Origin of the sequence: Emticicia sp. TH156, from assembly GCF_002855535.1 — a bacterium.
Taxonomy (GTDB): Bacteria; Bacteroidota; Bacteroidia; order Cytophagales; family Spirosomataceae; genus Emticicia; species Emticicia fluvialis.
This window is the reverse complement of sequence record NZ_PKRS01000010.1, coordinates 97,013-113,353: the sequence shown is the minus strand read 5'-3', so window position 1 is coordinate 113,353 and position 16,341 is coordinate 97,013. Positions and strand designations below refer to the sequence as shown.

Annotated in this window: 16 protein-coding genes; 13 read left to right on the top strand and 3 right to left on the bottom strand. The window is 40.4% G+C overall.

The features are described from left to right. Nucleotides 1-11 precede the first annotated feature (11 nt). From C0V77_RS18385 to C0V77_RS18365, 5 genes are all read left to right on the top strand, one after another. Nucleotides 12-782 (top strand): O-methyltransferase, encoded by a 771-nt coding sequence (locus tag C0V77_RS18385; RefSeq protein ID WP_101727824.1) that lies wholly within the window; start codon nucleotides 12-14, stop codon nucleotides 780-782. A gap of 51 nt (nucleotides 783-833) precedes the next feature. Next, nucleotides 834-2,084: a cysteine desulfurase gene (locus tag C0V77_RS18380; RefSeq protein WP_229236320.1), complete on the top strand. Its 1,251-nt coding sequence runs from the start codon at nucleotides 834-836 to the stop codon at nucleotides 2,082-2,084. 18 nt (nucleotides 2,085-2,102) lie between these two features. Next, nucleotides 2,103-2,531 carry a SufE family protein gene (locus C0V77_RS18375; RefSeq protein ID WP_101727823.1) on the top strand — a complete coding sequence of 143 codons (429 nt, stop codon included), beginning with the start codon at nucleotides 2,103-2,105 and terminating at the stop codon, nucleotides 2,529-2,531. 7 nt (nucleotides 2,532-2,538) lie between these two features. Then, on the top strand, nucleotides 2,539-2,850 hold the full coding sequence (locus C0V77_RS18370) for a DUF59 domain-containing protein (protein WP_101727822.1): 312 nt from the start codon (nucleotides 2,539-2,541) through the stop codon (nucleotides 2,848-2,850). A gap of 106 nt (nucleotides 2,851-2,956) precedes the next feature. After that, nucleotides 2,957-3,379: a BrxA/BrxB family bacilliredoxin gene (locus C0V77_RS18365; protein WP_101727821.1), complete on the top strand. Its 423-nt coding sequence runs from the start codon at nucleotides 2,957-2,959 to the stop codon at nucleotides 3,377-3,379. Between the two features lie 92 nt (nucleotides 3,380-3,471). On the opposite strand, the gene C0V77_RS18360 is transcribed toward C0V77_RS18365, so the two are convergent. Beyond that, nucleotides 3,472-4,200, bottom strand: coding sequence for a TIGR00730 family Rossman fold protein (locus tag C0V77_RS18360; protein ID WP_101727820.1), 729 nt, complete (start codon nucleotides 4,198-4,200; stop codon nucleotides 3,472-3,474). A 119-nt stretch (nucleotides 4,201-4,319) separates the two neighbouring features. Between C0V77_RS18360 and rpiB the strand changes: the two genes are divergently transcribed. Next, complete coding sequence (gene rpiB, locus C0V77_RS18355; protein ID WP_101727819.1) at nucleotides 4,320-4,748, top strand: ribose 5-phosphate isomerase B; 429 nt, start codon at nucleotides 4,320-4,322, stop codon at nucleotides 4,746-4,748. A gap of 24 nt (nucleotides 4,749-4,772) precedes the next feature. Here the strand turns inward: rpiB and C0V77_RS18350 are convergent, their stop codons facing one another. Continuing rightward, nucleotides 4,773-6,182 carry a hypothetical protein gene (locus C0V77_RS18350; RefSeq protein ID WP_229236319.1) on the bottom strand — a complete coding sequence of 470 codons (1,410 nt, stop codon included), beginning with the start codon at nucleotides 6,180-6,182 and terminating at the stop codon, nucleotides 4,773-4,775. 120 nt (nucleotides 6,183-6,302) lie between these two features. On the opposite strand from C0V77_RS18350, the gene rbfA reads away from it, so the two are divergent. The 6 genes from rbfA (at nucleotide 6,303) to C0V77_RS18320 (ending at nucleotide 13,871) form a co-directional block, all read left to right on the top strand. Further along, a complete protein-coding gene (gene rbfA / locus C0V77_RS18345) occupies nucleotides 6,303-6,680 on the top strand; it encodes a 30S ribosome-binding factor RbfA (protein WP_101727818.1) in 378 nt (125 codons plus the stop codon). Nucleotides 6,681-6,714: 34 nt separating this feature from the next. Then, the gene (locus C0V77_RS18340; RefSeq protein WP_101727817.1) at nucleotides 6,715-7,920 is read left to right on the top strand and encodes an ABC transporter permease; all 1,206 of its coding nucleotides are present in this window, start codon (nucleotides 6,715-6,717) and stop codon (nucleotides 7,918-7,920) included. 19 nt (nucleotides 7,921-7,939) lie between these two features. Next, nucleotides 7,940-8,944, top strand: coding sequence for a hypothetical protein (locus C0V77_RS18335; RefSeq protein WP_101727816.1), 1,005 nt, complete (start codon nucleotides 7,940-7,942; stop codon nucleotides 8,942-8,944). A 76-nt stretch (nucleotides 8,945-9,020) separates the two neighbouring features. Then, the gene (locus tag C0V77_RS18330; protein ID WP_101727815.1) at nucleotides 9,021-11,537 is read left to right on the top strand and encodes a M1 family aminopeptidase; all 2,517 of its coding nucleotides are present in this window, start codon (nucleotides 9,021-9,023) and stop codon (nucleotides 11,535-11,537) included. Between the two features lie 45 nt (nucleotides 11,538-11,582). Then, nucleotides 11,583-12,605, top strand: a complete 1,023-nt coding sequence (locus C0V77_RS18325; protein WP_101727814.1) for an SPASM domain-containing protein — start codon at nucleotides 11,583-11,585, stop codon at nucleotides 12,603-12,605. A gap of 60 nt (nucleotides 12,606-12,665) precedes the next feature. Then, nucleotides 12,666-13,871: a nucleoside permease gene (locus tag C0V77_RS18320; protein ID WP_101727813.1), complete on the top strand. Its 1,206-nt coding sequence runs from the start codon at nucleotides 12,666-12,668 to the stop codon at nucleotides 13,869-13,871. Nucleotides 13,872-13,947: 76 nt separating this feature from the next. Here the strand turns inward: C0V77_RS18320 and C0V77_RS18315 are convergent, their stop codons facing one another. Further along, the gene (locus C0V77_RS18315) at nucleotides 13,948-15,168 is read right to left on the bottom strand and encodes an FtsX-like permease family protein (protein WP_101727959.1); all 1,221 of its coding nucleotides are present in this window, start codon (nucleotides 15,166-15,168) and stop codon (nucleotides 13,948-13,950) included. Between the two features lie 184 nt (nucleotides 15,169-15,352). Between C0V77_RS18315 and C0V77_RS18310 the strand changes: the two genes are divergently transcribed. Continuing rightward, complete coding sequence (locus C0V77_RS18310; protein ID WP_101727812.1) at nucleotides 15,353-16,315, top strand: hypothetical protein; 963 nt, start codon at nucleotides 15,353-15,355, stop codon at nucleotides 16,313-16,315. The last annotated feature ends 26 nt before the right edge of the window (nucleotides 16,316-16,341 follow it).

The following is a 16,341-nucleotide window of genomic DNA, read 5'->3' as shown; positions in this document are numbered from 1 at the left end:
TTTTTGCGCTTATGATTTTTGATTATCTGAAATACATTTTTAGTGCCGGAAACGAACACGACCTGCACTCACCTTTTTTATTTGATTTTTATACAAAGGTGCTTAAAAATTCAGAAACTGCTGAAGCATTTAAGGCAGTAGAGGCATTGAGAAAATCGTTGTTGAAAGATGAGAGAACAATTGAAATAACCGATTTTGGGGCGGGTTCAAAAATTAACAAGTCGAACCTTAGAAGGATAAAGGATATTGCCCGAAACTCGCAGAAGTCTCCTAAACTGGCACAGTTGTTCTTCCGGATAATACGCTATTTCAATTACAATCAGATATTTGATTTAGGCACTTCATTGGGTATTACAACGGCTTATTTGGCCACTGCCAGTTCTGCAGCCAAAGTTTGTACGTTTGAAGGTTGCCCGCAAACAGCGGCAGTAGCCATCCAAAACTTTGAGAAATTGGGAATTACAAACGTTGAGATAATAACCGGAGACCTGAACGAGACGCTTCAAAACCAATTGCAGCAAACAAACCAAATTGATTTTGCTTTTTTTGATGCCAACCACAGATACGAGCCCACCATTGATTACTTTGAAAAGTGTTTAGCGAAAGCACACGAAGACACGTGCTTTGTTTTTGACGATATCTACTGGTCTGAAGGCATGAAAAAAGCCTGGGATTATATCAAATGCCATCCGCGTTCAACAATTACAATTGATATTTTTTATGTGGGGATTGTGTTTTTCAGATGCAAACAGCCCAAGCAGCATTTTATACTAAAATTTTAAAGCAAAACACTTTTCATATTTAAGGGGTACCAAACTAAAACGCCTTTTTAGATGTTAGGTAAAAACAGAAATTATAGAGCAACCATGTTAGATATACAGAAAATTAGAGCGGATTTCCCGATTCTGGATGAGCAAGTGAATGGAAAAGATCTGGTATATTTTGATAACGCAGCCACTACCCAGAAACCTTTACCTGTACTGAATGCACTGGCCAATTACTATGGGCATTATAACGCCAATATTCATAGGGGCATACATAATCTGGCCGAGAAGGCAACTGCAGCATTTGAGGAGTCACGCAAGGCTATTCAGAAATTTCTTAATGCCAGGCTTACCGAAGAAGTAATTTTTACATACGGCACCACAGATGGTATTAATCTGGTGGCGCAAACATACGGGCGCGCATTTTTAAAAGCCGGCGATGAAATCATTATCAGCACAATGGAGCATCATTCAAACATTGTGCCCTGGCAAATGCTATGTGAGCAAAATGGTTGTATCCTGAAAGTGATACCCATAAACGATAATGGAGAGTTGCTAATGGAAGAGTATGATAAGTTGCTGTCAGAAAAAACCAGATTTGTATCGGTAGTACACGTTTCTAACGCTTTAGGAACCATCAATCCGGTAAAACAGATTATTGAAAAGGCGCATCAGGTAGGCGCAAAGGTGTTGATTGATGGCGCCCAGGCTACTTCTCATATAAAAATTGATGTTCAGGATTTAGATGCAGATTTCTATGTGTTTTCTGCTCATAAAATCTATGGCCCTACAGGTATGGGCGCTTTATACGGCAAAAAAGATATTCTTGATGCAATGCCACCTTACCGTGGCGGTGGAGAGATGATTAAGGAAGTTACTTTTGAGAAAACAACTTATAACGAATTGCCATATAAATTTGAGGCTGGTACCCCAAACATTGCAGACGTAATTGCAGTTAAATATGCACTTGACTACGTAAATGCGCTGGGCAAAGAGAGTATTGCAGCCTACGAAAACGAACTGCTGGCGTATGCAACCGAGCAACTGTTGCAGATTGAAGGCCTCAGAATTATAGGTCAGGCAAAAGAGAAAGTATCTGTTATCTCATTTGTGATTGATGGCGTACACCCGCAAGATATCGGGGTGATTCTCGACCAGCAGGGTATAGCCGTTCGCACTGGGCACCATTGTACTCAACCGTTAATGAAACGATTAGGAATACCCGGAACTTCAAGAGCCTCATTTGCTGTTTATAATACCAAAGATGAAATTGACAAACTGGTAAAGGGTATAGAAAAAGTAAAGAAAATGGTACTTTAATTAACTATAAACATAAGCATGACCATTAACGAAATACAGGATGAACTCATTGAGGAATTTGAACTTTTTGATGACTGGGAAGGGAAATATGAGTATATCATTGATTTAGGAAAGAAATTACCGAAGCTGGCCGACGCATATAAAACAGAAGAAAATATAATAAAAGGGTGCCAGTCTGTTGTTTGGCTGCATGCTTTTATGAATGGCCATAAACTGATGTTTGAAGCAGACAGCGAGGCTATTATTGTGAAAGGCCTTGTAAGTATGCTCCTGAAAGTGCTTTCAGGCCATACGCCGGAAGAAATTCTTGGGGCCGACCTTTACTTTATCAATAAAGTAGGATTAAGCAGCCACCTGGCGCAAACCCGCTCAAACGGGCTTGCCTCAATGGTGAAACAAATGAAAACTTATGCAGTAGCGTTTCAGTCTTTAGAAGAAAATAAATAATATCCCAATGACCGACCAGGAACTTAAAGATAAAGTAGTAGAAGCCCTGAAAACAGTATATGACCCTGAAATACCAGTAGATGTGTATGAGTTGGGTTTAATATACGACATCAAGGTTTTTCCGGTTAACAATGTTTACTTATTAATGACACTTACGTCTCCTTCATGCCCTTCAGCGGAGTCAATACCTGTTGAAATTGAACAGAAAGTTAAGGCCATTGAAGGCGTAAGCGATGTAAGTGTTGAACTAACTTTTGACCCTCCGTACACCACCGAGATGATGTCTGAAGTAGCCAAACTGGAATTAGGTTTTATGTAATATGATAGTCCGGTTTATTAAAAAGAAACTGACCCCTTCTGTCTGGTAAGCCGGTTAATAAGTATTTTTTAAACCCCTGCGGGTCGGGGACTTATTCATAAATGTCATGTATCCTCCACATTTAGTAGCACCTATGAAAGCCGAATTAGTAAATGTCGGCTTCCAAGAATTACTGACTCCGTCAGACGTTGATAATTTCATTGAAAACCAAAAAGGAACATCTGTTGTAGTAATTAACTCCGTTTGTGGTTGTGCGGCAGGTACTTGTCGTCCGGGTGTTAAACTGGCATTAGACCGTTCTGAAGTAAAGCCAGATAACCTGGTAACTGTTTTTGCAGGTGTTGATACCGACGCCACTCAGCAATTGCGCTCATATATTCCGTTCCCTCCATCGTCTCCGGCTATTGCCATTTATAAAGATGGTGAGCTGGTACATTTTGTAGAAAGACACCACATTGAAGGCCGTTCGGCAGAAATGATTGCCACACACCTTACAGCCGTATTTGAAGAAATAGGCGAAGAGGCGTAAGCCAAATTAATAAAGAAAACCTCACCTTTTATTTCTCTTGTATCAGAACGAGAGAGCAAAGGTGAGGTTTATTTTCAGGCAGCTATCTGAAATCAGAAGTTTGGCTTTAAAAGGTATTTGGCATAAAAATCAGTAATTACCTTTACTGCATCTTCTGCGGTATCTACCAGCTTTATCAGATTCAAATCTTCCGGGTTAATATTCCGTTCGCTATTGCACATGGTTTCTTTCAGCCAGTTCAGTAAACCGCTCCAGTATTCAGTACCGACCATAACAATCGGGAAGCGCGCAATTTTCTTGGTCTGAATCAGCGTAAGGGCTTCAAACAATTCATCAAGCGTTCCGAAACCACCGGGCATTATAATAAAACCCTGAGAGTACTTCATAAAGCACACCTTACGTGCAAAGAAGTAGTCGAAGTTAATGCTTTTGTCAGGGTCAACATAAGGGTTGGGTACCTGTTCAAAAGGTAGTTTAATGTTTAGTCCTACCGACTTACCTCCGTTTTTACTGGCGCCCAGATTCCCGGCCTCCATAATACCCGGGCCACCGCCGGTTATAACACCATAGCCTTTTTGTACCAGTTGCTCGGCTATTTCTACCGATAGTTTATAGTATTTGTGGTCTGGTTTGGTTCTGGCAGAGCCATAGATTGTAACACAAGGGCCAATTTTGGCCAGTCTGTCAAAACCATCTACAAACTCAGCAACAGTTTTAAGTATTTGCCATGAATCCTGGCTATGAATTTCGTTCCATCCTTTTTCAACAAATGCCTCACGGATTAACAACTCCTCGTTTGATTCTATTTCGTTTTCGCTCATAATTATAATAATAGAAAGTTTGTCGTGCAAAATATAATTCTTCCCATCCAATATCACAGGAAATGGATTATGAAAACGTATATTTGCAAAAAAAAGTTTGAACCAACAAATTTATATCAATGAAAGTTGCAATAGGCGCCGACCATGCCGGGTACGAGTACAAGAATATTATCTTACAATGGTTGCAGGAACAAAACAATGAAGTAACTGATTTTGGCCCTGATTCGGGCGATTCAATGGATTACCCTGATACGGCACATCCATTGGCAAGTGCGGTTGAAAGTGGTGAATATGAATTTGGTATTCTGATATGCGGCAGTGGCAATGGCGTGTGTATGACAGCTAACCATCATAAGGGAATCAGAGCCGGATTAGCCTGGAATGTAGAGGTAGCAGAACTGATTCGCCAGCATAATAATGCCAATATTATTTGTCTCCCTGCCCGCTTTATTGACATTGATTTGGCCAAAGCTTGTGTAACTACTTTTCTGAATACGGCTTTTGAAGGAGGCAGACACGCCAGAAGAGCCGATAAAATATCATGCTGATACTATGGTTTATCAAAGGAAGTTTCAGAACTTCCTTTGATAAACACCTTTCATATCTGTGCTCTTGTAATCAACTGCCAGTGCAGGCAGGCGTTCAAAAATCTTCGGAACAACATTTTGTTTGTCGATAATTATTTTCGGAGGGTCTTTCTTGAAATTATCGAAAATATTAATGATACTCTCGTAATTGTCGGGGTTCTGTAAGTCAATCTTAGACAATTCCCAGTTCAGGTAACAAGTAGCGGGCGTTCCCCATTTATACTCATCAATTCTTTCGCCAATAATCAGCATCTTTTGTCCACGCATATTTGCAGGCAGGTAACGAGGCTTTATTCTCATATCAGACAATTGCTCGAAACCTTTACCAAAAATTGGTGTTGCGCCCTGATACTGAACAAACAAAACAACCAGTACTAATGATGTAAAAACCAACTCTGGTAAAAATGTACCTTTAAAATGTAAAAAGAAGGCCGTGCAAAAAAAAGCAAAGCAAGGAATAAAAATAATAAACTGCATGGGCGACACCGTTGGCGAAAGAAACAAAGCCAGAAAGGCCACCACAACCCATAGTAGCATAATCTGCTGAATACGCTGCTGATAATTGCTGTATCTGGTTGCCTGAGACTGCCGAAGGAAGCCCAGAAATGCAAAGGCTGCAGGTAATGTTATAGCCAGCAGCGAGCTCTTGAAGTCTTCGAGGCTATATTGTTTTATTTTCAGCATTCCGTTGAACCAGTTATACTGAAATTCGTCGAGGCTATCGTTAAAATAAAAAAACAGGGCGGCCAGTACAACAGGAATAATAAAGCCAAGCAGGGTAAGGAAATACTGTCTTAAATTGGCGTTGGTAAAGAAAATAAGCGAAGCGGCACACCAGATAATAAAAACCATGGCAGGCTGATAAAACAATACGGCAATACCAATGTATAAGCCGATTTCAAAAACTTCGTCTGACACACCTTCGCGGCGTTCTAATTGCTTAATGGTTTTGTTAAAAGCAAACAGCAGAAAAGTAGTGGCTAAAAGAACCGGCGATAACTTACTCATATCAAACGACAGATTCATGAGCAATATATACAGCAAACCGGGGGCATAGTTTCGTTCAAGAAACGCGTGGCGCGTGTTACATATAAAAACAAAATACAAAGCCTGAAAGTACACCAGCAGCATGGCAATAAACTCATAGGCAAACTGGCTACGCCCGAAAGATAAATCAATGAGCCAGTAGATGAATGCCGACAGCGGACCAACGTTTGTCCATAATTCTTTATAGAGAAAGTTTCCTTCATGAAGTTTCTCACCAACCAGCATCCATTCCAGTTCGGGTAGTAATACAGGTAACTTTTCCCCCAGAAAAGGAAGCTTCAGTAAAATCACCAACAATAACAATGACAGAAAATGGAAAAGCGTATTGAATCTGAAAAACGTTAGCAAGGCTGTATTGTTTATATATTTTTGGCAAAGTTATGAAAAAAGTGCTTGATGCGCGTAACTTTACTTTACATAACCGAAAATAGTGCTGATATTTGTATATTATTATTGAATTTGAATAAAATGGAATCGAAAAGACAAAGACAAGTAGCGAAACAAATTCAGAAAGATTTGGGAGAGATTTTTCAGAGAGAAATGAAACAGGTGTTTGATAAGGCTTTTGTTACAATTACAGACGTAAAAACTACTCCCGATTTAGGTATCGCCCGTGTTTACTTAAGTTTTTTATTAACCAAAGATAAAGAAGGACTGCTGGAGAGCATCAGAGAAAACACCAAAATTATCCGTAATCACCTCGCTGCACGCGTACGTCATCAGTTACGTATTGTACCCGAATTGCAGTTTTATCTGGATGATACTGCAGAATACGCCCAAAAGATTGAGAATCTGTTTGCCGGTATTGTTATTCCGCCTGCCCCTTTAGAAGACGAAGAAGAATAGTAAACCAGATACCTAAGATAACATACAAAACAATTTGAATCTAGCCTTTTTAATAGCCAGACGTTATTTTTTATCAAGAAAGAAAAGAAGTTTTATTAATTTCATTTCTTTCATGTCTATGTTGGGCATTGGGGTAGGTACCATGGCAACTGTGGCGGTTTTATCGGTTTTTAATGGCCTTGAAGAACTAAACAGAAGCATATTTAAGTCGTTCGACCCGGATATTAAAATAACTGCTACTGTGGGTAAAGTTTTTACGCCCGACACCGGTAAATTGGCTCACCTCAAAAAACTGCCGGGTGTTGATTACGTTACGGAAGTAATTGAAGACAACGCCCTGGTAATATATCAGAACGGCAAAATGGTGGTTACGCTCAAAGGGGTAGACGATACATTTCAAAAAAATAGTCGCCTGAAAGGGTCTTTGGTAGAAGGGCAGTTTTTGATTAATCAGGATGGCATTGATTACGCCTTTATAGGTGGTAACGTTTATGGCGCTTTGAATATCTCGCTTGATAACTTGCTTGAACCACTGGAAATCTGGTATCCAAAAAATCAGAAAAAGCTTTCGCTCATTCCGGAAAACAACATTAATAAAAAAGTTCTGAATATTTCTGGTGTTTATGCTTTGGAGCTACTACACGACGATTACGTGTATGTGCCTCTTTCTGTAGCCAAAGAACTGACAGAATATACCAGCCAGCGCACAGCTTTGGAAGTTCAGCTGAAACCAGAAGCCAATACTGAAAAAGTACAAAAGGAGATAGACCGCATTTTTGGAAACAAGTATGTGGTAAAGAACAGAGAAGAGCAGAATGCCAATTTGTTCAGAGCCATTAAAATAGAAAAGTTGTTTATTTTTATTGCTCTTATTTTTATAATCGGCGTGGCGTCGTTCAATATTTTCTTCTCTTTAACAATGTTGGTGATAGACAAAAAAGAAGAAGTCAGGACATTATATGCAATGGGCGCCGATGATTCGTTAATAAAAATGATATTCTTTACCGAGGGCGCCATAATTTCAGTTATCGGCACTGTTACTGGCCTTGTTTTAGGGCTGGTTTTCTGCCTGACTCAAGAACGCTTCGGATGGTTGGGCATGGGAATGGATACCGCGCTGATTGATGCCTACCCGGTTAAAGTCAATCCTTTTGATTTTCTGATTACTGCTGTGGCCGTTATCATTATTACCTTGCTGGTTTCTTATTTTCCTGCCAGGCGCGCTACCGGTCATATCTGACTAATAAATGTTTTTTTCAATGAACCTACTCTGTAAAATTTGCTTGCCGGCACTTTTTGTTACACAATCGTTTGCGCAAGACCTAAGCCTGCTTTCTAAGAAATGGATACTTCTGAATAGCAGAATCGAAAATAAAGATATTTATCTGGCATCTTACAGCCCTTCAAAACTAAAGGCTGATTCTTTTGTTATTCATTTTCTTCAGGATGGTAAAATCGATTATGATTATGAGACCAACCACTCATCAAAACATAGCAGAAGAACAGAGTTTCTTGACCTGGACACCGAGGTTTCGGGATGGCAATATGAGGCTTCCGAAAATATAATGACCCTGACCCTGAAAGGGGGTTACACCAGCATGGATGAATTTAATTTTAAACGTAGGTACAAAATGGAAAAAATAGCCGGAGGATACGTACTGAAAAATACCACAGATATTGTTAATGAACTTGCAGTAGTTAGTGTGCCAACGCAACCGGAGGAGTCGAAATTATTGGTTAAAGAAAGTAATGTTGAACCTGCCGCCATGGCAACAAGCGTTGTTGCAGGGCATTTGCCCGAATCTGTAAAAGAAACGGTGCATGAAAAAGCCAGAAATGTAAAAGACCATAAAGCCATAAGTAAGGCCGTATTAATGCCAACCAGACGCTGGATTCTGGTAGGAAATAAAATAACTAAAAATGTTATACGTTTAACTTCTTTTGATGCATCAAAATTCAGAATTAATACGCTGGTATTAAATTTTGAGGCCGATGGGAAGATTAGCTATGAGTACGAAATGGACCCGGAGCTGGAAGCCTGTGCTGGCATAAATTTTCTGGATATTGATACAGACGAGTCTGGTTGGGCTTTTAACGAAACTACCAATGTGCTAACATTAACCATTAAAGGAGGGGTATCAAGTCTGGACGATTTCAAGTTTAAAAGAGATTACAGAATTGAACAAACAGGTAACGAGTTTGTGTTGCATAAATTAACCGAGCACTATTTTATAGATTTTAAAAAGCCGCATCGCAGCAGATAAAACCAGTGGCAGTTCATTACAGAACTTTAACTGGGGTAAGTACAACAAAATTTTACTGAATCAACAATGTAGCCTTATGATACGCAGTTATTTTCTGTTTATATTTTTGAGCATTACTATTAACGTTCAGGCGCAGGAAATGCAACGTCTGATGCCAGCAAATGGAAAGTATAATCCGGAACGCACCAAAAAGAACGACCTGATTCATACAAAACTTGAATTATGGCCAGATTGGAAAACACAATATATGCACGGAGTGGCTACCATAACTTTTAAGCCACACTTTTATGAACAGCAAGCACTTGAACTTGATGCCAAAGGTTTTGAGATTCAGAAGGTAACCATGAATGGTCAGAATCTGAAGTTTGATTATGACAAACGTGTACTGAACATCAGACTGGGGAAAACATTCACCAGAAAAGATACAGCACAGGTTCAGATTGTTTATGTGGCAAAACCAAACGAACTCCCATCAGGAGGCAGCGATGCCATTACAGCCGATAAGGGTTTGTATTTTATAAATGCAGATGGCACTGACCCTGACAAACCCAGACAAATCTGGACTCAGGGAGAAACTGAGGCCAATTCCTGCTGGTTTCCGACTATTGATACGCCCAATCAGAAAACCACACTTGAAATTTTTATCACCTTAGACAAAGCTTCTACCGACGCCCGGTTTGTTACCCTTTCTAATGGAAAACTGATGTATTCAAAGGTAAACACTGATGGTACCCGCACCGACTACTGGAAACAGGATAAACCCGCTGCCCCGTATCTGACCATGATTGCCATCGGGGATTTCAGAAAAGTAGTTGACCCACGCTACAAGATTTTTGAGGTAAGTTATTACGTAGAGCCAAAGTTTGAAAAATATGCCATCAATATTTTCGGGCGTACACCCGAAATGATTACTTATTTTGAAAACCTGCTGGGTGTAAAGTATCAATGGGATAAATACGCCCAGATTGCAGTAAGAGAATATGTGTCGGGAGCTATGGAAAACACCACCGCAACCGTGCATGGCGATTTTATTCAGAAAGATAACCATCAACTGGCAGATGATAATGATGATGGCGTAATAGCCCACGAGTTGTTTCACCACTGGTTTGGAGATTTGGTAACCTGTGAGTCATGGTCTAATCTGCCATTAAACGAATCTTTTGCCAATTATTCAGAATACCTCTGGGCGGCACACAAGTACGGACAGGACGAAGCCGATTTAGTGGCTCATATAGCTTTTAACCAGTATTTTGGCGAAGCGCAGGAAAAACAGGAGCCGCTTATCAGATACAGATATCATGATAAGGAAGATATGTTTGATTCTCACTCTTATGCCAAAGGAGGCAGGATTTTGCATTTGCTTCGTAAACAGGTGGGGGATGATGCTTTCTTTGCCGCACTAAAGCTTTATCTTACCCAGAATGCTTTTAAAACAGCCGAATTGGACCAACTCAGACTGGCGTTTGAAAGTGTAACTGGGCAAGACCTCCACTGGTTTTTTGACCAGTGGTTTATGAAACCCGGCCACCCGGATTTACAGGTGGTGCAGGAGTTTGCCAACGGTAAACTAAAATTAACAATCAATCAGATTCAGGATACCACTTATGCCCCTGTTTACCGATTGCAGCTACCTTTAGAAGTTTGGGCTAATAATCAGAAAACTACCCATGAGGTGGTAATTGATAAAGCCACGCAAACATTTGAGTGGCCATTGGCTGCGGCTCCGCAATTGGTTTTGCTCGACCCTGAGAACGTGTTGGTCGGAAGAATTTTGCATCAGAAAACCCAGGAAGAGTATATTTATCAATATTACCATGCCGAGCGTATTCCGGCTCGTTTGCTGGCGCTTGAAATACTCACCTTTGAGCCTGATGACGACAGCACTGCTACTAACCCGGCGCTTGATAAAACCATAAGAAAAGTATTGCTTGATGCAACCAAAGATAAATTCTGGCGTATCCGCCAGCTGTCCGTACAGAAATTTAATGATTATGACGGAGATGATTTTCTGGAAGTAGAAAGAGCTTTGCAGAGCCGCGTGCAGTCTGACGACCGCTCTTATGTGCGTGCCGATGCCATTCTGGCAATGAAGGGTTTTCAGAATGCTCAGAACGATAAGCTATTTCGCCAGGCACTTACTGACACCTCCTACACGGTACAAGCTGCTGCGCTAGAGGCGATTCTTGCCAGCAGCCCGCCAGATGCAGGAGAACTGGCAAAAAAATATGAGCAGTCTGCCATTACAGCCATTTTTGCTGCTGTTGGCGGTTATTATGCCGAATCTGCATCGCCAGAAAAATTCAACTGGTTTTATGAACATTTAAATAAAATGAATGGCGGAGACTTGTATCAGGTTTTAGGTATATTTGGTACATATCTGGTTAAATCGCCACAAGATGTTCAGAAAAAAAGTTTGCCACTGCTAAAGAAAATAGCAATGAAGAATACCCAGTGGTATGTAAGATTTGCCGGTATGCAAACGCTGGCCCTGCTTACCGATATTCCGGAAGCCAAGGCGCTTCTGAAAGAAGTAATAGCTGCCGAAAAAGATGAGCGTTTGCAAAAAGTATATCAGCAATATAAAGATTTGTAAATAAATGTGCCCATTTTTGAGAACCATAATGTTTTAATCCACTCTATGAACAGGAATCTGAAAGATGGTCTGAATTTTTTCTCAAAGGTTACCCCGGCCCGCGCCTGGAATGCTCTTATGAATGTATTCAGTTATATAGCGTCTAAAATGACCGGCAAACCTGTACATAGAGGATTACCCATTGCTATATCAATTGAACCTACCACCTCGTGTAATTTGCGCTGCCCTGAGTGCCCCAGCGGTTTAAGGAGTTTTACCCGCCCAACGGGTATGCTTGAAGAGAGGCTATTTAAACAAACTATTGACGAACTCTCGGAGACACTTTTATATCTTATTTTCTATTTTCAGGGTGAGCCTTATCTGCATCCCAGGTTTCTTGATTTGGTAAACTATGCTTCTCAGAAAGGCATTTACACGGCTACATCAACCAATGCACATTATCTGAGCGATACCAATGCAAAAAGAACCGTGGAGTCGGGTCTTGACAGGATGATAATTTCTATTGACGGCACCACACAAGAGGTTTATCAGCAATACAGAGTAGGGGGGAACCTCTCAAAAGTAATAGAAGGTGCCAGAAATATTGTAAAGTGGAAGAAAGAATTGAAATCGGCAACACCACATGTAATTTTTCAGTTTCTGGTAGTAAAACCAAACGAACATCAGTTAGAAGAAGTAAAACAACTGGCTGCTGAAATTGGCGTAGATGAAATAGCCTTTAAAACAGCACAGATTTACGATTATGAAAACGGTTCAGATCTGATACCTACCATTGATAAATATGCCCGCTACGCCCAACAGGCCGACGGCAGCTACAAGATAAAAAATAAACTACTGGACCACTGCTGGAAAATGTGGCATTCGTGCGTTATTACCTGGGATGGACTGGTGGTACCCTGCTGTTTTGATAAAGACGGAGATTACCGGCTTGGAGACCTGAAGCAAACCAGCTTTAAAAGCCTTTGGCAAAGTACTCCTTATACCAATTTCCGGCAGTCGCTTATCCGGTCTCGTTCTGAAATAGAAATGTGCAAAAATTGCACCGAGGGAACCAGGGTGTGGGGTTGATATTTCGCCTTTCATTTTATAGATTTGCCCTTCTTTCATTTTTTAACCAACCGAACCTCTATGAAGCTCGACTTACGAATTAAATTAATGCTTATGATGTTCCTGATGTTTGTTACCTGGGGGTCATGGTACGGACAAATGGGCAAATACCTATTTACTACACTTAATGCCACAGGCGACCAGATTGGGCTGGCTTATACTACCTTTTCAATTGCGTCAATCGCTGCTCCTTTTTTTATCGGCTTAATAGCCGATCGCTTTTTTTCAGCGCAAAAAGTAATGGGAGTTTTGAATATTCTAGGTGCTGTTATTCTTTATTTTCTGATTCAGGTAAAAAGCGCCGACACCTTTATATGGTACATTCTGGCCTATACGCTCACTTTTGCGCCTAATCTGGCGTTGTCGAGCTCTATTGCCATGAACCAGATGAAAAATCCTGAAAAGGAGTTCCCGACTATTCGTGTGATGGGTACCGTAGCCTGGATTGTAATTACCAATATTATCGGATACTTTGGCGTAGGCGATAAAGTTGAGATTTTCCAGATTGCCATGGTTACATCTTTGGCCTGGGGTTTGTTTGCCTTTACTTTGCCTGATACCCCTCCAAAGGCTACCAAGGCTACCTCGTTCGGACAGATTCTTGGTACAGATGCCTTTGTGCTTTTCAAAGACCGCTCATTTCTGGTTTTCTTTATCAGTTCAATTCTGGTTTGTATTCCGTTATCGTTCTATTACGCGCATGCCAACCTTTCGTTGACTGAATCGCACATGACCAACGTTGAAAACAAGATGTCTTTAGGGCAGGTTTCTGAAGTGTTGTTCATGTTATTGATTCCGTTTGCCCTAACACGCTTTGGTATCAAGAAAATGTTGATTGTTGGTCTGATAGCATGGATTATCCGCTTTATATGCTTCGGTTACGGTGATGGTATTTCTTCAGAGTGGGTTCTATACATTGCCATTGTGCTCCACGGCGTATGTTATGATTTCTTTTTTGTAACCGGCCAGATATATACAGACAACAAAGCAGGCGAAAAAATCAAGAGTTCGGCTCAGGGGCTTATTACCCTGGCTACTTATGGTGTTGGTATGGGTATAGGCTCGCTTCTTTCTGGTCGCGTGCTTGATATTTACACCACCAAAAATGCAGCAGGTGAGTCTATTCATAACTGGCAGGGAGTATGGATGGTTCCGGCAGGTATTGCAGCAGCCGTTTTGGTTTTCTTTGTATTAATATTTAAAGACAATACACGTAAGGCAAATTAAGAAATTGTTTTATCTGCGTATCATAAAAAATGCTCTATCGGCCGATAGAGCATTTTTTATGATACATGAAGATTTTTTATTCTTTAAATTTAAGGGCTTCAACTACCCGCATTTTAGATACAATAAATGTAGGAATCGTTATTACCGCCAGTATCAAAATAATGGTGGCAATGTTCAGAATGGCTATTACTGCCCAGTCCCAAGCAATGGGTACATGATCAATATAGTAATTTTCAGGATCCAGAGGTACCAGCTTAAAGTAAAACTGAATAAAGCTAAGCCCAATACCCAGTATATTGCCATACAACATACCTTTCAGAATAATTTTCAAACCATTATAGACAAATATCTTGCGTATCTGGGTGTTATCTGCTCCAAGCGCTTTTAGCATGCCTATCATTGAGGTTCGTTCCATCATCATCACAAGTAAAACCGATATCATATTAAAAGAGGCAACAACCAGAATAAGCCCCAGCACAATCAGTATGTTTTTGTCTAGCAGGCTAAGCCAGTCAAAAATTGCCCTGAACATATCAGTAACACGCCTGGCTTTCATATTCAGGTCAATTTCTGAATTTATGGTTCCGGTGGCATAATCCAGGTCATCAAAATTTTTGAGAAAAACCTCATAATGGCCACAGGTGTTGTTATCCCACTCATTCATTTTCTGCACCAGGGCAAGGTCTCCGATAATAAAGTTCTTGTCAAATTCTTCCAGACCGGTTTCATAAATACCAACAACTTTTACTTTTCTTACTCTGGGTGGGCTTTGTATGAAATAAACAAGCACCTCATCGTTAAGTTTTATTTTTAATTGTAAGGCAATGCGCTTGCTGATTATTACTTCGCTTGAAAACGTAGAATCTGCAAGGTTTAATTGTCGCCCCTCAACCAGATTCTGCGAGAAAACGGCCCAGTCATAATCTTTACCTACGCCCTTTACAATAATCCCTGCCAGTTCTTCATTAGATTTAAGCATGCCAGCCTTGTTTGCAACTGCCTGTACGTGTTCAATCATTGTGTTTTTGCGGTATCCGGCATAAAAATTTGTTTTTATTGGCATCGGAATTTCCTCATACGATTGATTCAATGTAATTTTGCTCACTTGTATGTGTCCACTAAGGCTGAAAAGTTTATCTTTGATGGCCTGTTTATAGCCAATCAGGATTCCGAAAGAAATTATCATTACAGCCAGGCCAATGGCAATACTGGCGATACCGACTTTAACTACCGTAGAGGTAAAAGATTCAGACTTGGTTTTCTGGATTCGCTGAGAGATAAAGCGGGGTAAATTCATATTTTGTTCAATACAGGCCTGCAAAATTGCCGGGCAGTGTTTTTTTGCCCAAGATTTTACAAAACTATCATTTTTGTTTATTATTACCTTTATATTTTAAACAAATGAGCAGGCAAAGCATCGGTTTTTACATCAATAAAAGCCGTTTGATAATGGTCAGGAAGCTGACAAAAAGATGTAATACATGAATCAGAAAATTAAGCTGCTTTTATTTAAAATAGGTATTCTGGGATTAGCCACACTAGGAACCATCGAAGCCTTATATCAGATTAACCCCTATGCAAAAAAAGAAGCAGAGATATCGTACACTGCAAGTATAATAGAAAAATACGGCAGGCTCAAAGCACTTCCCTCACCCAAAATTGTATTAGTTGCAGGTTCTAATTTTGCTTATGGCATTAACAGCCAAATGATACAAGACAGCCTTCACCTGCCGGTAGTGAATATGGCAATGCATTATAATTACGGTTCTGATTTTATGCTTCGCCAGATAGAACCGCAATTGCATAAAGGAGACATTGTAGTGATGGGCTTTGAGTATATTGTAGAAAGCAAAGGCAATATAGGCGAGAAAATTACAATGGCCAGAATGTACCCTGAAGCCGCCAGTTGGTTTGACTACAAAAGCCCTATTCAATACCTGAAAGAAAATGCCATAGCCCGTGTTGCTAATATGAGGCTTACTATAGACAGATTTTTAAATAATGATATAACCCCTGCTGTTGAAGACACAACGAGTGTTTTTTTTAGAAGGGCTATTAACAAATATGGCGACCTCATAAGCCATATAAATAACCCACCTCTTAAAGTAATTCCGCCTGCCATTTTAGACGACAGCACCTCTATGCTGCCAGCCATTGCAGACATGAACCACTTTTACCGCAGGGTAAGTAAGAACGGCGTAAAGGCTTATTACACTTTTCCATCTTACGCAAGGTCTTCTTACAAGACCGATAAACCAGTGCTTGACAGGCTGAACAAGCAGCTTACGGAAGGATTAATGTTTCCGGTTTTAGGAAAACAACAGGATTTTATTTTTGCCGATAGCTTGTGCCAGGACATGGTATACCACCTGAACGCAAAAGGACGGGACCTAAGAACAGGCTTACTGATTGGCCTGATGAAAAAAGAAATGAGTATGAAATAAGGTATTATATGAGGGATGAATGGAAT

Bases quoted from the DNA above. Each gene is read 5' to 3' on its own strand.
- C0V77_RS18385 (WP_101727824.1), top strand. From the start codon at position 12: ATGATTTTTGATTATCTGAAATACATTTTTAGTGCCGGAAACGAACAC.
- C0V77_RS18380 (WP_229236320.1), top strand. From the start codon at position 834: ATGTTAGGTAAAAACAGAAATTATAGAGCAACCATGTTAGATATACAG.
- C0V77_RS18375 (WP_101727823.1), top strand. From the start codon at position 2,103: ATGACCATTAACGAAATACAGGATGAACTCATTGAGGAATTTGAACTT.
- C0V77_RS18370 (WP_101727822.1), top strand. From the start codon at position 2,539: ATGACCGACCAGGAACTTAAAGATAAAGTAGTAGAAGCCCTGAAAACA.
- C0V77_RS18365 (WP_101727821.1), top strand. From the start codon at position 2,957: ATGTATCCTCCACATTTAGTAGCACCTATGAAAGCCGAATTAGTAAAT.
- C0V77_RS18360 (WP_101727820.1), bottom strand. From the start codon at position 4,200: ATGAGCGAAAACGAAATAGAATCAAACGAGGAGTTGTTAATCCGTGAG.
- rpiB (WP_101727819.1), top strand. From the start codon at position 4,320: ATGAAAGTTGCAATAGGCGCCGACCATGCCGGGTACGAGTACAAGAAT.
- rbfA (WP_101727818.1), top strand. From the start codon at position 6,303: ATGGAATCGAAAAGACAAAGACAAGTAGCGAAACAAATTCAGAAAGAT.
- C0V77_RS18335 (WP_101727816.1), top strand. From the start codon at position 7,940: ATGAACCTACTCTGTAAAATTTGCTTGCCGGCACTTTTTGTTACACAA.
- C0V77_RS18330 (WP_101727815.1), top strand. From the start codon at position 9,021: ATGATACGCAGTTATTTTCTGTTTATATTTTTGAGCATTACTATTAAC.
- C0V77_RS18325 (WP_101727814.1), top strand. From the start codon at position 11,583: ATGAACAGGAATCTGAAAGATGGTCTGAATTTTTTCTCAAAGGTTACC.
- C0V77_RS18320 (WP_101727813.1), top strand. From the start codon at position 12,666: ATGAAGCTCGACTTACGAATTAAATTAATGCTTATGATGTTCCTGATG.
- C0V77_RS18315 (WP_101727959.1), bottom strand. From the start codon at position 15,168: ATGAATTTACCCCGCTTTATCTCTCAGCGAATCCAGAAAACCAAGTCT.
- C0V77_RS18310 (WP_101727812.1), top strand. From the start codon at position 15,353: ATGAATCAGAAAATTAAGCTGCTTTTATTTAAAATAGGTATTCTGGGA.